The sequence below is a fragment of the Bacillus sp. DTU_2020_1000418_1_SI_GHA_SEK_038 genome, assembly GCF_032341175.1.
Taxonomy (GTDB): domain Bacteria; phylum Bacillota; class Bacilli; order Bacillales; family Cytobacillaceae; genus Cytobacillus.
This window is the reverse complement of record NZ_CP135435.1, coordinates 567799-581516: the sequence shown is the minus strand read 5'-3', so window position 1 is coordinate 581516 and position 13718 is coordinate 567799. Positions and strand designations below refer to the sequence as shown.

Sequence of the window (13718 nt, the reverse complement as noted above, 5' to 3'; positions counted from 1 at the left end):
GATAAAGTTATCTTTTTAAAGACCTAATCGCTCAAAAATCGTATCGACATGCTTGATGTGGTAATGATAATCAAAGCAATCATCAATTTCCTTGGAGGAGAGCTTTGCAGTAATCGTCTCATCCTGCTCGATCAAGCTGCGGAATTGAACTTGATTTTCCCATGCTTCCATCGCACGCGGCTGAACAGTGTCATACGCTTCTTCGCGAGTGAGCCCTTTATCGATAAGAGCGAGTAAAACGCGCTGCGAGTAAATTAATCCTAGAGTGCGGTCCATATTTCTCTTCATATTTTCAGGGAATACGGTTAAATTCTTTACTATATTGCCAAAGCGATTAAGCATATAATTTAAGGCTATGGCTGCATCTGGAATGATGATTCTTTCGGCAGAGGAATGAGAGATATCTCGTTCGTGCCATAATGCTACGTTTTCGTAGGCAGTGAGCATATAACCGCGAATCACTCTTGCCATCCCAGCCATATTTTCTGAACCAATCGGGTTTCGCTTGTGCGGCATAGCCGATGAGCCTTTTTGACCCTTTGCAAAAAACTCCTCAACTTCACGAGTTTCACTCTTTTGAAGTCCGCGGATTTCTGTCGCAAATTTTTCAATGGATGTGGCAATTAAAGCGATTGTGCTCATATAGTGCGCATGGCGGTCACGCTGTAATGTCTGTGTTGAAATAGGTGCTGGTTTCAAGCCAAGCTTCTCGCATACATATTTCTCCACATAGGGATTAATATTTGCGTATGTTCCAACGGCTCCTGAAATTTTTCCGAATTCTATGCCTTCAGCGGCTTCCTTAAAGCGATTTACGTTACGCTTCATTTCCTCATACCAAAGGGCAAGCTTCAGTCCGAAAGTAGTTGGTTCTGCATGGACACCATGCGTACGGCCCATCATAACTGTATATTTATGTTCTTGTGCTTTGTTTTTCAAAATTTCAACGAAACGTTCAAGATCTTTAAGAAGGATTTGATTGGCTTGCTTAATTTGGTAGGAAAGAGCCGTATCCACAACATCTGTTGATGTTAATCCGTAATGAACCCATTTTCTTTCATCACCGAGTGTCTCAGAAACGGCACGGGTAAAAGCCACGACATCATGTCTTGTCTCTTCCTCGATTTCTTTAATGCGATCCATATTAAAGGAAGCATTCTCGCGGATTTTTTGAACATCCTCTTTTGGAATATCGCCAAGCTCTGCCCAGGCTTCACATGCAAGGATTTCAACCTCTAACCATGCTTGAAACCGGTTCTCCTCCGTCCAAATTGCGCCCATTTCTGGTCTTGTATAGCGTTCAATCATCCTTTTAGCCTCCGATCTTTTATTTCACATCGGACCAAATGCCGCTATCCTCAGCTTCACCAATTGCCGTTTCAACTGAATCTCGCAAAAGAGTTACATGACCCATTTTGCGTTTATGTTTGGCATCCTTTTTACCGTACAAATGAATCTTCCAGTCCGTTAAAGTAGGAATCTTCTTTAATAATGGTTCCTGATGTTCTCCTAATATGTTTACCATTACTGCCGGTTTTAATAGCTCTGTACTGCCAAGTGGCCAATTACAAACTGCACGGATATGCTGCTCAAACTGCGAGGTTTCGCAAGCTTCAATGGAATAATGCCCTGAATTATGCGGCCTTGGTGCAAGTTCATTGATATAAATATGATCATCACCTGTTAAAAACATCTCGACTGCCAATGTTCCGACAAGATCGAATGCTTCTGCAAGCTGCTTTGCTGCATGGACGGCTTTTTCCTTTGCCTGTTCCGATATTCTTGCCGGTACGATTGTTTGATGCAGAATATTATCTTTATGAATATTTTCTCCAACTGGTAAAACAGCAGTTTCTCCAGATACACTACGAAAAATAATAACTGAGATTTCTTTTTCAAACGGAATCCACTTCTCCAGGACACAAATTCCGTTTTCAAGTAGCTTCGCTGCTTCAGTAATTTCCTGTTCATTTCTAATTACATATTGCCCTTTTCCATCGTAGCCGCCTCTTGCTGTTTTTAAGACAGCTGGAAATCCAAGGCTTCCTATGTGTTTATTAATATCATCTATAGTTTCGATGACTGCATAAGGAGCAACTTCTGCGCCTGCCTTCTGGATGGCTGCTTTTTCCTTTGTCCGGTCCTGTGTCATTTCAAGCAATGCTGATCCTTGGGGGACATAGGTGTTGGTACAAAGCCAATCCAAGGCATCTGCGTTAATATTTTCAAATTCATACGTGATGACATCACTTACTTTTGCCAGTTCCTTTATGGAATCAATGCTGTCATATTCGCCGATAATGGCATGATCCGCTACTTGCCCACAAGGTGAATCTTCAGTCGGGTCAAGCACAGCAATCCTAAAGCCTTGTGCTTTTGCGGCAATAGCCATCATTCTCCCTAATTGTCCGCCGCCAATAATTCCAATCGTTTGCCCTGGTAAAATCACTTTATTAGACAAGCTCATCACTACTTTCTAAAACTTCTTGTTTCGTGTTTTCTCTTTTTTGTTCAAGTCTGGCTGCTAGTTTCGAATCGAAAGAGCCTAAGATTTGTGCTGCAAGCAAACCGGCATTAGTCGCACCTGCTTTGCCAATTGCCACCGTTGCTACCGGCACTCCTCCTGGCATCTGGACGATTGAGAGTAAAGAGTCCAAACCATTTAGCGCTTTTGATTGGACTGGTACACCAATTACAGGAAGTGTCGTTTTTGCTGCAACCATACCCGGTAGATGAGCAGCTCCTCCAGCCCCGGCGATAATTACTTTAATGCCTTTTTCTCTCGCGTTTTCCGCATATTCAAACATAAGATCTGGAGTTCGATGGGCGGAAACAACCTTTTTTTCGTATTGAATTCCAAGCTCATCAAGGATATCGCAAGTATGCTTCATCGTTTCCCAATCTGATTTACTGCCCATGATCACTACAACTTCTGCCATCTTTCTTTCCTCCAGCTCTTTGTTTTTTCTAAATAAAAAGCCCACACAAATACTTTCCTTAAAGAGAGAAAGTATTTGTCTGGGCAAAAAAGCATACAGGAACACACCTAAATAGAACAGGATGAATTCCTATTTACGCCAGGCATATTTACTTTCCCTCATAGTCCAATAATTTACGGTTATTGGGTAGAAACTCATGGGCCTATTCCCATTATTATACGAGGGTATTATTCGCTTCATTTATTACTTATATGCACATCTTAACAACAATAGATAGTCATGTCAACTAATAATCGAACAATAAAAAACTTTAATAATGTATCGTTCGTGTTTTATCATTCGATTACTTTTGCCTCAAACACAATCTGGCGTCCTACTGGCTCATAGGTAGTGGATTGACCTATCTTTTTTTCCTCAAAAATCGGCTTTTCTGTTCTTCTAATTGGTACATAACCTGCATTCTTTATCCGGTCTAAACACATATCAATGGTTTCATTTTCCTGCACTTCAAAAACCATTTTCTTTTTTCCTTTGCTCATGAAAATAACTTTCCTTTCTTTACACTTTTTACCCAGAAGCCTCCATGAATGGTTTTCGGTTCATAGGCAATAATAAACGCTTTCGGATCAAGCTCTTTAATCGTCTGATAAAGCTTTAATTCATATTTTCTTGGCGTTAGGATCTGCAGTGCCATTCGGTCGCCCTCCAGCCCATTAGCTGCCCAATTTGTAACACCATAGCCTTTATCTCTTAGCATTTTTGGCATATCCGCATCATACTCCTTCGTTATGACATTCACGGTAATATAACCGAGGGCAAGCTTCTCTTCAATTTTCATACCGACAATTACACCAATCCCATATCCAACCGCATAAGCAATTAAATTTTGAATTTGGTTTAGATTATCCAGAACCAATCCAAGTCCAACTACATAGATGACCACCTCAATCGTGCTAATAAAAGCAGCCAAGTATCTTTGACCTTTTAACGTTAATATCATTCTAATCGTAAAAAAGGATACATACACAATATTGATTAAAAGAATAATAATTATCATTAAAAATCCACTTTCCAGCAAAACAAGCCCCTCCCCCTAATTTGTCATCCCTCTAACCAATATATTTTTATACCCACATAAATTTACTCCTATATTGAAATATAATTGTACAGGAGAATGTTGAGTTTGCGAAGTGAATAAAATAATTTGTTATTAAAATTACAATCCAGTAATAAAAAGGGGAATGTAGAACTTGTTTTCCTTTTTTAAATAGTTTTGCTTTCAATCGATTTGAAAAGGTTTACTGAGGTTTATGATTAAGATACGACCTATGAAGTTCTTTCATGGTGAACGTTTTGGGCGAGGTCTAGCAAAATGCGTTCCATGAAACTCTCATGGTGAGCGTTTTCGGTGAATTCTTAGCCAAACGCGTTCCATAAACCTTTCATGGCAATCGTTTTTAATGAGGGCTTAGTTAAATACGTTCCATGAACCTCTCATGGTGAGTGTTTTCAATGAGCTTTTTGTAAAATTCGTTCCATGATGCTCATAAAATTACCATTCTAATTTTACGCACAAAAAAAGAACATCATATAGATGTTCTTTAGTTTGCCTAGCGACGTCCTACTCTCACAAGGGGACAGCCCCTAACTACCATCGGCGCTGAAAAGCTTAACTTCCGTGTTCGGGATGGGAACGGGTGTGACCTTTTCGCTATCGCCACTAAGCCTACGACATTGATTAAACTTCCCTGCTGGCTTGCGACGAGCTGAGGAATTACTTCCTGAATATGCTGCGGCGCAGGAGCAGACGTTCAATGTACTATGTTTTACAATTAATATTCAATGAATACAATTGTTGAGGTTTGTTCCCTCAAAACTAGATAATGCTGAAGAAGTTATTCGAGTAATCATACTAAATGTGGTTAAGTCCTCGACCGATTAGTATTTGTCAGCTCCACGTGTCGCCACGCTTCCACCTCAAACCTATCAACCTGATCATCTTTCAGGGGTCTTACTAGCTTGACGCTATGGGAAATCTCATCTCGAGGGGGGCTTCATGCTTAGATGCTTTCAGCACTTATCCCGTCCGCACATAGCTACCCAGCTATGCCTTTGGCAAGACAACTGGTACACCAGCGGTGCGTCCATCCCGGTCCTCTCGTACTAAGGACAGCTCCTCTCAAATTTCCTGCGCCCACGACGGATAGGGACCGAACTGTCTCACGACGTTCTGAACCCAGCTCGCGTACCGCTTTAATGGGCGAACAGCCCAACCCTTGGGACCGACTACAGCCCCAGGATGCGATGAGCCGACATCGAGGTGCCAAACCTCCCCGTCGATGTGGACTCTTGGGGGAGATAAGCCTGTTATCCCCGGGGTAGCTTTTATCCGTTGAGCGATGGCCCTTCCATGCGGAACCACCGGATCACTAAGCCCGACTTTCGTCCCTGCTCGACTTGTAGGTCTCGCAGTCAAGCTCCCTTATGCCTTTACACTCTTCGAATGATTTCCAACCATTCTGAGGGAACCTTTGGGCGCCTCCGTTACTCTTTAGGAGGCGACCGCCCCAGTCAAACTGCCCACCTGACACTGTCTCCCGCCCCGATCAGGGGCGCGGGTTAGAATTTCAATACAGCCAGGGTAGTATCCCACCAATGCCTCCACCGAAGCTGGCGCTCCGGCTTCCAAGGCTCCTACCTATCCTGTACAAGCTGTACCGAAATTCAATATCAGGCTACAGTAAAGCTCCACGGGGTCTTTCCGTCCTGTCGCGGGTAACCTGCATCTTCACAGGTACTATAATTTCACCGAGTCTCTCGTTGAGACAGTGCCCAGATCGTTACGCCTTTCGTGCGGGTCAGAACTTACCTGACAAGGAATTTCGCTACCTTAGGACCGTTATAGTTACGGCCGCCGTTTACTGGGGCTTCAATTCAGAGCTTCGCTTGCGCTAACCCCTCCTCTTAACCTTCCAGCACCGGGCAGGCGTCAGCCCCTATACTTCGCCTTGCGGCTTCGCAGAGACCTGTGTTTTTGCTAAACAGTCGCCTGGGCCTATTCACTGCGGCTCATCCGGGCTATTCACCCAAATGAGCACCCCTTCTCCCTAAGTTACGGGGTGATTTTGCCGAGTTCCTTAACGAGAGTTCTCTCGCTCACCTTAGGATTCTCTCCTCGCCTACCTGTGTCGGTTTGCGGTACGGGCACCTTTTCCCTCGCTAGAGGCTTTTCTTGGCAGTGTGGATTCAGGAACTTCGGTACTATATTTCCCTCGCTATCACAGCTCAAGCTTAACGCAAGCGGGATTTGCCTCGCTTGCACTCTAACTGCTTAGACGCGCTATTCCAGCAGCGCGCTTACCCTATCCTCCTGCGTCCCCCCATTGCTCAAACGGTAAAGAGGTGGTACAGGAATATCAACCTGTTGTCCATCGCCTACGCTTTTCAGCCTCGGCTTAGGTCCCGACTAACCCTGAGCGGACGAGCCTTCCTCAGGAAACCTTAGGCATTCGGTGGATGGGATTCTCACCCATCTTTCGCTACTCATACCGGCATTCTCACTTCTAAGCGCTCCACCAGTCCTTACGGTCTAGCTTCAACGCCCTTAGAACGCTCTCCTACCACGGACATCGCAGATGTCCATCCACAGCTTCGGTGATACGTTTAGCCCCGGTACATTTTCGGCGCAGAGTCACTCGACCAGTGAGCTATTACGCACTCTTTAAATGGTGGCTGCTTCTAAGCCAACATCCTGGTTGTCTAAGCAACTCCACATCCTTTTCCACTTAACGTATACTTTGGGACCTTAACTGGTGGTCTGGGCTGTTTCCCTCTTGACTACGGATCTTATCACTCGCAGTCTGACTCCCATGGATAAATCTTTGGCATTCGGAGTTTGTCTGAATTCGGTAACCCGATGAGGGCCCCTAGTCCAAACAGTGCTCTACCTCCAAGATTCTAACAACATGAGGCTAGCCCTAAAGCTATTTCGGAGAGAACCAGCTATCTCCAAGTTCGATTGGAATTTCTCCGCTACCCACACCTCATCCCCGCACTTTTCAACGTGCGTGGGTTCGGTCCTCCATCCAGTGTTACCTGGACTTCAACCTGGACATGGGTAGGTCACCTGGTTTCGGGTCTACGACCACATACTCAATTCGCCCTATTCAGACTCGCTTTCGCTGCGGCTCCGTCTATTCAACTTAACCTTGCATGTAATCGTAACTCGCCGGTTCATTCTACAAAAGGCACGCCATCACCCGTTAAAGGGCTCTGACTACTTGTAGGCACACGGTTTCAGGAACTATTTCACTCCCCTTCCGGGGTGCTTTTCACCTTTCCCTCACGGTACTGGTTCACTATCGGTCACTAGGGAGTATTTAGCCTTGGGAGATGGTCCTCCCTGCTTCCGACGGGATTTCACGTGTCCCGCCGTACTCAGGATCCACTCTGGAGGGAACGAAGTTTCAACTACAGGGCTTTTACCTTCTCTGGCCGGCCTTTCCAGACCTGTTCATTTACCTCGTTCCTTTGTAACTCCGTATAGAGTGTCCTACAACCCCAAGAGGCAAGCCTCTTGGTTTGGGCTAATCCCGTTTCGCTCGCCGCTACTCAGGGAATCGCGTTTGCTTTCTCTTCCTCCGGGTACTTAGATGTTTCAGTTCCCCGGGTCTGCCTTCAATACCCTATGTATTCAGGTAAAGATACTGTTCCATTACGAACAGTGGGTTCCCCCATTCGGAAATCTCCGGATCAAAGCTTACTTACAGCTCCCCGAAGCATATCGGTGTTAGTCCCGTCCTTCATCGGCTCCTAGTGCCAAGGCATTCACCGTGCGCCCTTATTAACTTAACCTGTTCGGCAAATGATAAGCGGCGCATCTCTGCGTCAGCTCTCTCGCTGTGCTCCTCACGTACCAACTGCGTACGTTCCGGTGCTCGCTCGGTCGCTTCCTTGATCTGCTTGCTTCTCATTTCCCTCACGATTTGTGAATACATTAATTGCTATTCTCGTGATTGGTTGGTTTTTAACTCTATATAAAATAGAGAGAAATACTAAAATGGCGATTACTCGGTTATTGCTTCTTCATAATCATTATCTAGTTTTCAAGGAACAAGGCTACTGATTTCAATCACATCGTGATTTCGCATCGTAGCAATTCTTCATGCTGCCTTGCGACGAGCTGAGGAATACATCCTCGAATCTACTGCGGCGCAGGAGCAATGATGTTTTGAGAGATAATTCTCTCAAAACTGAACGAACAAGAAACGTCTTTTATTGAAGTATCAAGTACTTCAAATCTTCCTTAGAAAGGAGGTGATCCAGCCGCACCTTCCGATACGGCTACCTTGTTACGACTTCACCCCAATCATCTGTCCCACCTTAGGCGGCTGGCTCCTTACGGTTACCCCACCGACTTCGGGTGTTACAAACTCTCGTGGTGTGACGGGCGGTGTGTACAAGGCCCGGGAACGTATTCACCGCGGCATGCTGATCCGCGATTACTAGCGATTCCGGCTTCATGCAGGCGAGTTGCAGCCTGCAATCCGAACTGAGAATGGTTTTATGGGATTGGCTAAACCTCGCGGTCTTGCAGCCCTTTGTACCATCCATTGTAGCACGTGTGTAGCCCAGGTCATAAGGGGCATGATGATTTGACGTCATCCCCACCTTCCTCCGGTTTGTCACCGGCAGTCACCTTAGAGTGCCCAACTGAATGCTGGCAACTAAGATCAAGGGTTGCGCTCGTTGCGGGACTTAACCCAACATCTCACGACACGAGCTGACGACAACCATGCACCACCTGTCACTCTGTCCCCCGAAGGGGAAAGTCCTATCTCTAGGATTGTCAGAGGATGTCAAGACCTGGTAAGGTTCTTCGCGTTGCTTCGAATTAAACCACATGCTCCACCGCTTGTGCGGGCCCCCGTCAATTCCTTTGAGTTTCAGCCTTGCGGCCGTACTCCCCAGGCGGAGTGCTTAATGCGTTTGCTGCAGCACTAAAGGGCGGAAACCCTCTAACACTTAGCACTCATCGTTTACGGCGTGGACTACCAGGGTATCTAATCCTGTTCGCTCCCCACGCTTTCGCGCCTCAGCGTCAGTTACAGACCAGAGAGTCGCCTTCGCCACTGGTGTTCCTCCACATCTCTACGCATTTCACCGCTACACGTGGAATTCCACTCTCCTCTTCTGCACTCAAGTCCCCCAGTTTCCAATGACCCTCCACGGTTGAGCCGTGGGCTTTCACATCAGACTTAAAGGACCGCCTGCGCGCGCTTTACGCCCAATAATTCCGGACAACGCTTGCCACCTACGTATTACCGCGGCTGCTGGCACGTAGTTAGCCGTGGCTTTCTGGTTAGGTACCGTCAAGGTACCGGCAGTTACTCCGGTACTTGTTCTTCCCTAACAACAGAGTTTTACGATCCGAAAACCTTCATCACTCACGCGGCGTTGCTCCGTCAGACTTTCGTCCATTGCGGAAGATTCCCTACTGCTGCCTCCCGTAGGAGTCTGGGCCGTGTCTCAGTCCCAGTGTGGCCGATCACCCTCTCAGGTCGGCTACGCATCGTTGCCTTGGTGAGCCGTTACCTCACCAACTAGCTAATGCGCCGCGGGCCCATCTGTAAGTGATAGCCGAAGCCATCTTTCAGCTTTCCTACATGAGTAGAAAAGAATTATCCGGTATTAGCTCCGGTTTCCCGAAGTTATCCCAGTCTTACAGGCAGGTTGCCCACGTGTTACTCACCCGTCCGCCGCTAACTTTTGGGAGCAAGCTCCCGCAAGTTCGCTCGACTTGCATGTATTAGGCACGCCGCCAGCGTTCGTCCTGAGCCAGGATCAAACTCTCCAATAAATTGTGAGTTGATTAGCTCATAATGTCTTTTTTTATAAAAAGACTAAAAGTTAAACGTTGACGTTTTTGTTCGTTCAGTTTTCAAAGAACTATCTTGTCGCTCAGAAGCGACTTTATTAATATATCATTTTCTCAACCGTGATGTCAACAACTTTTTTTATTATCAAAAATGTTATTAACTTGTCAGCGACTGTTTTTATATAATACCACCGCCTAGATTCATCGTCAACACTAAATACAAAAAAATAATCAACCATTTTTATCCACTATATTTATGTGTATAAAAATAGAGATTCGAATTGTATCGAATCTCCGCTAAATAAATTATTTTAAGAATATGAAGTAAAGAATGAAGACCCCAAATAAGAAATACATAATAGGATGAATCTCTTTTGTGCGTCCTTTGACAATCATTGTAATCGGGTAAAAAATGAATCCCATAGCAATACCAGTTGCAATACTATAAGAAAGCGGCATAACAATAATCGTTAAAAAGGCTGGTACCGCAATTTCAAAACGTGTCCAATCAATTTTACCAAGTGATGAAACCATCAATGCTCCAACAATTATTAATGCCGGTGACGTTACAGCTGGTGTAACAACGTTCAATAAAGGGAAGAAAAATAAAGAGAGTCCAAAAAAGCCCGCTACTACAATTGCTGCAAAACCAGTCCTTGCACCTGCAGCAACCCCTGCTGTAGATTCAACATACGCAGTTGTTGTAGATGTACCAAAAATGGCTCCAGTCACAGTCGCGCAAGAATCAGCAAGAAGTGCTTTTCCAGCACGCGGCAGTTTATTATCTTTCATTAATCCCGCTTGACTCGCAACCCCTACAAGAGTTCCGGCCGTATCAAAAAAGTCTACAAAAAGGAAAGTCAAAATGACTATTAGCATTTGTGTTGAATAAAAAGAGCTATCCCCAAAGGATTGAAAAGCTGCTCCAAACGTTGGTGCGATACTAGGAACTACATCAACAATTTTATCAGGTGCCTCTACCAAATTAAACATCCAGCCCACAAAAGCTGTAATGACCATTCCGTAGAAGATACCACCTTTAACACCTTTAGTCATAAAAATGACTGTTAATATGATCCCGAAGATAGCCAACAATGTATTTCCGTTTGTAAAGTCACCAAGCCCTACTAAAACAGCATCATTATTGACGATAATTCCGGCGTTTTGAAAACCTAAAAATGTAATAAATAATCCTATACCTGCAGCAACCGCATACTTAAGTTCTGCTGGGATCGCGTTAATGACTAGTTCGCGCAATCCAGATAAGGAAAGAATGATAAAGATTACACCAGAAATTAAAACACCACCCAAAGCATGTTGCCAAGGGATACCCATTGTTAAAACAACGGTATAAGCAAAAAATGCATTTAAACCCATTCCCGGTGCTAAGCCTATTGGATACCTGGCTATCAACCCCATAAACAAGGATCCTACTGCAGCTGCTAGTGCTGTTGCAACGAATACTGCTCCCATGTCCATTCTCATGGCATCAGGAAGATCTGGAACGGAAGATAACGACAATGTAAGTGGATTAACAATTAAAATATAGGCCATTGATAAAAATGTCGTCAATCCGCCAATAAACTCACGGCGATAGTTTGTGCCAAGCTCTTCAAATCTGAAGTACTTTTTCACTATATTTCCCCCTAAAGTATGATTACTATATTTTTACCGGGAGCAATAAAAATACGCTCAGGTTTATCCCAGAGCGCTGACGACAAGTTACATGCAATAAGTCGGGAAATATAAAAATACATAAAGACTGTTAAAGAGAAGCCCGAATAATCACAGTTACCTCGTAGTCAAGCTATTTTCGGTAGCCCGGTAGAAACTTCTGGACCATATTTCCAGATTTATACGATAAAGTATCTATTTATTAAATTCAACCCTATTTTAACAGCATGACGAAAGTCCGTCAATACAAAAAACGAACATTTTCATGTCCGCTTTTTGTATTGTTCGTATTTTTGCCAAACTCTATAAACACCCTTACGAATATTCACCGCAGGAACAGTTTGACCCGAAGGCGCTTCCGCTTTTCTTACTCCCACTCAATTGTTGACGGCGGCTTGCTCGTAATATCATACACAACCCGGTTAACATGAGCTACTTCATTAACAATCCTTGAAGAAATAACTTCTAGTACATCCCAAGGAATTCTAGCCCAATCGGATGTCATGCCATCGATTGATGTAACCGCACGGATGCCTATTGTGTGATCGTAGGTACGGGCATCTCCCATAACCCCAACACTTCGAATGTTAGGAAGGACAGTAAAATACTGCCAAATATCACGATCTAGACCAGCCTTTGCAATTTCCTCACGTAAAATATAGTCAGATTCCCGAACGATTTCTAGCTTGTCCTCAGAAATTTCCCCTAAAACACGAATACCTAGACCTGGACCTGGGAATGGCTGTCTCCAAACAATTTCATCTGGAATTCCAAGCTCTGTTCCTAAAGCACGAACCTCATCTTTAAATAATGTGCTAAGCGGCTCGATTAGCTTAAATTGCATATCTTCCGGAAGTCCGCCTACATTATGATGGGACTTGATTGTTTGTGCGGTCGCCGTGCCACTTTCGATAATATCTGTATAAAGTGTACCTTGTGCCAAAAACTCGATGCCTTCAAGCTTAGTTGCCTCATCATCAAAAACATAAATAAATTCATTACCAATGATTTTACGTTTTTGCTCAGGATCAGCTACACCCTTCAGCTTGTTTAAGAAACGCTCCTGCGCATCAACCTTGATAACATTCATATGGAAGCCATCAGCAAATGTCTTCATAACACTTTCTGCTTCCCCTTTGCGAAGTAAGCCATGATCAACAAAAATACATGTTAACTGATCGCCAATGGCCTTATGAATAAGCACCGCGACAACAGAAGAATCCACACCGCCACTTAACGCGCAAAGCACCTTTTTATCGCCAACGGTTTGACGAATCTTTTCCATTTCAACCTCAATAAAGTTCCCCATTGACCAATCGCCTTTGCATTCGCAAACGCCAAACACAAAGTTCTTTAATATGTCATTCCCATAAACAGAATGAAGGACCTCTGGGTGGAATTGAACAGCATACATGCGGCGTTCTTCATTACTCATAGCCGCAATTGGACATGACGGATTTATCCCATCAACTGTGAATCCTTGAGGAGCCTCTACAACTAAATCACCATGGCTCATCCAAACCGTTTGGACGGAAGGAAGATTAGCAAAAAGCTTAGATTCGTTTTCAATCTTTAATTCAGCCTTGCCGTACTCACGATTCTTTGCCTTTTCCACTTTTCCGCCTAATTGCATCGTCATTAATTGCATGCCATAGCAAATACCAAAAATAGGCAAGCCTAAGTCGAAGATTTTCTCATCACAGCGGAAAGCTCCCTCTTCATATACACTGTTCGGGCCACCTGAGAAAATAATACCTTTCGGGTTCATTTCTTTAATTTCTTCAGCTGTAATCGTATGAGGGTGCAATTCACTATATACACCAAATTCTCTAATTCTACGTGTAATTAACTGGTTGTACTGGCTTCCAAAATCCAACACAACGATCATTTCTTGTCCTTCTAGTTTTGCCGTCAAGCTGTTCACCCCACAAATTTAATAAAATACCATTAATTATAAATAGTGTTCTCAATTACATAAAAAATTAACGCAAATACATTTCATAAAACCACGCAAATAAAATAAAAAAACCAGACACTGCTCCCCATAGTTGGCGAAGGCAGACATTCTGGTTTGAAAAACCCCTAAAAAGGAATCGAAAAATCTGCCTTCATAGTCAAATCATTTACGGTGATTTGGTAGAAACTTTCGAACCATATTATCGAGGATATATGAAGGATTGCATTCAATTATTATATTTCGCAGATTAACGAACCTATTGTATCAACAG

The 13718-nt window shown here is 44.1% G+C and carries 7 protein-coding genes, 3 rRNA genes and 3 riboswitches; all 10 genes read right to left on the bottom strand.

The genetic code is table 11. The features are described 5' to 3' along the window. Nucleotides 1–15: 15 nt before the first annotated feature. The 10 genes from purB to guaA all read right to left on the bottom strand — a co-directional run bounded on the left by purB (nucleotide 16) and on the right by guaA (nucleotide 13378). Nucleotides 16–1308: an adenylosuccinate lyase gene (purB, locus tag RRV45_RS03055; protein ID WP_315667276.1), complete on the bottom strand. Its 1293-nt coding sequence runs from the start codon at nucleotides 1306–1308 to the stop codon at nucleotides 16–18. Between the two features lie 19 nt (nucleotides 1309–1327). Continuing rightward, the gene (gene purK / locus RRV45_RS03050; protein WP_315667275.1) at nucleotides 1328–2467 is read right to left on the bottom strand and encodes a 5-(carboxyamino)imidazole ribonucleotide synthase; all 1140 of its coding nucleotides are present in this window, start codon (nucleotides 2465–2467) and stop codon (nucleotides 1328–1330) included. Then, nucleotides 2454–2939, bottom strand: coding sequence for a 5-(carboxyamino)imidazole ribonucleotide mutase (purE, locus tag RRV45_RS03045; RefSeq protein WP_315667274.1), 486 nt, complete (start codon nucleotides 2937–2939; stop codon nucleotides 2454–2456). Before purE ends, purK begins: the two co-directional genes overlap by 14 nt. Nucleotides 2940–3080: 141 nt before the next feature. Next, nucleotides 3081–3181, bottom strand: a riboswitch (purine riboswitch). Between the two features lie 93 nt (nucleotides 3182–3274). Beyond that, the gene (locus tag RRV45_RS03040; RefSeq protein ID WP_315667273.1) at nucleotides 3275–3478 is read right to left on the bottom strand and encodes an NETI motif-containing protein; all 204 of its coding nucleotides are present in this window, start codon (nucleotides 3476–3478) and stop codon (nucleotides 3275–3277) included. Beyond that, on the bottom strand, nucleotides 3475–3996 hold the full coding sequence (locus RRV45_RS03035) for a DUF2179 domain-containing protein (RefSeq protein ID WP_315668912.1): 522 nt from the start codon (nucleotides 3994–3996) through the stop codon (nucleotides 3475–3477). The genes RRV45_RS03040 and RRV45_RS03035 overlap by 4 nt, the downstream gene beginning before the upstream one ends. Nucleotides 3997–4547: 551 nt before the next feature. After that, nucleotides 4548–4664 (bottom strand): 5S ribosomal RNA (rrf, locus tag RRV45_RS03030). Between the two features lie 193 nt (nucleotides 4665–4857). Beyond that, nucleotides 4858–7793, bottom strand: a 23S ribosomal RNA gene (locus RRV45_RS03025). A gap of 455 nt (nucleotides 7794–8248) precedes the next feature. Continuing rightward, nucleotides 8249–9798: ribosomal RNA gene (locus tag RRV45_RS03020) — 16S ribosomal RNA — on the bottom strand. The 16S, 23S and 5S rRNA genes sit together here, the layout of an rRNA operon. Before the next feature lie 324 nt (nucleotides 9799–10122). After that, the gene (locus RRV45_RS03015) at nucleotides 10123–11451 is read right to left on the bottom strand and encodes an NCS2 family permease (RefSeq protein ID WP_315667272.1); all 1329 of its coding nucleotides are present in this window, start codon (nucleotides 11449–11451) and stop codon (nucleotides 10123–10125) included. Nucleotides 11452–11595: 144 nt separating this feature from the next. Further along, nucleotides 11596–11697: riboswitch (purine riboswitch) on the bottom strand. A gap of 160 nt (nucleotides 11698–11857) precedes the next feature. Beyond that, nucleotides 11858–13378 carry a glutamine-hydrolyzing GMP synthase gene (guaA, locus tag RRV45_RS03010; protein WP_315668911.1) on the bottom strand — a complete coding sequence of 507 codons (1521 nt, stop codon included), beginning with the start codon at nucleotides 13376–13378 and terminating at the stop codon, nucleotides 11858–11860. Between the two features lie 203 nt (nucleotides 13379–13581). Then, a riboswitch (purine riboswitch) is annotated at nucleotides 13582–13683 on the bottom strand. Nucleotides 13684–13718: the final 35 nt, after the last annotated feature.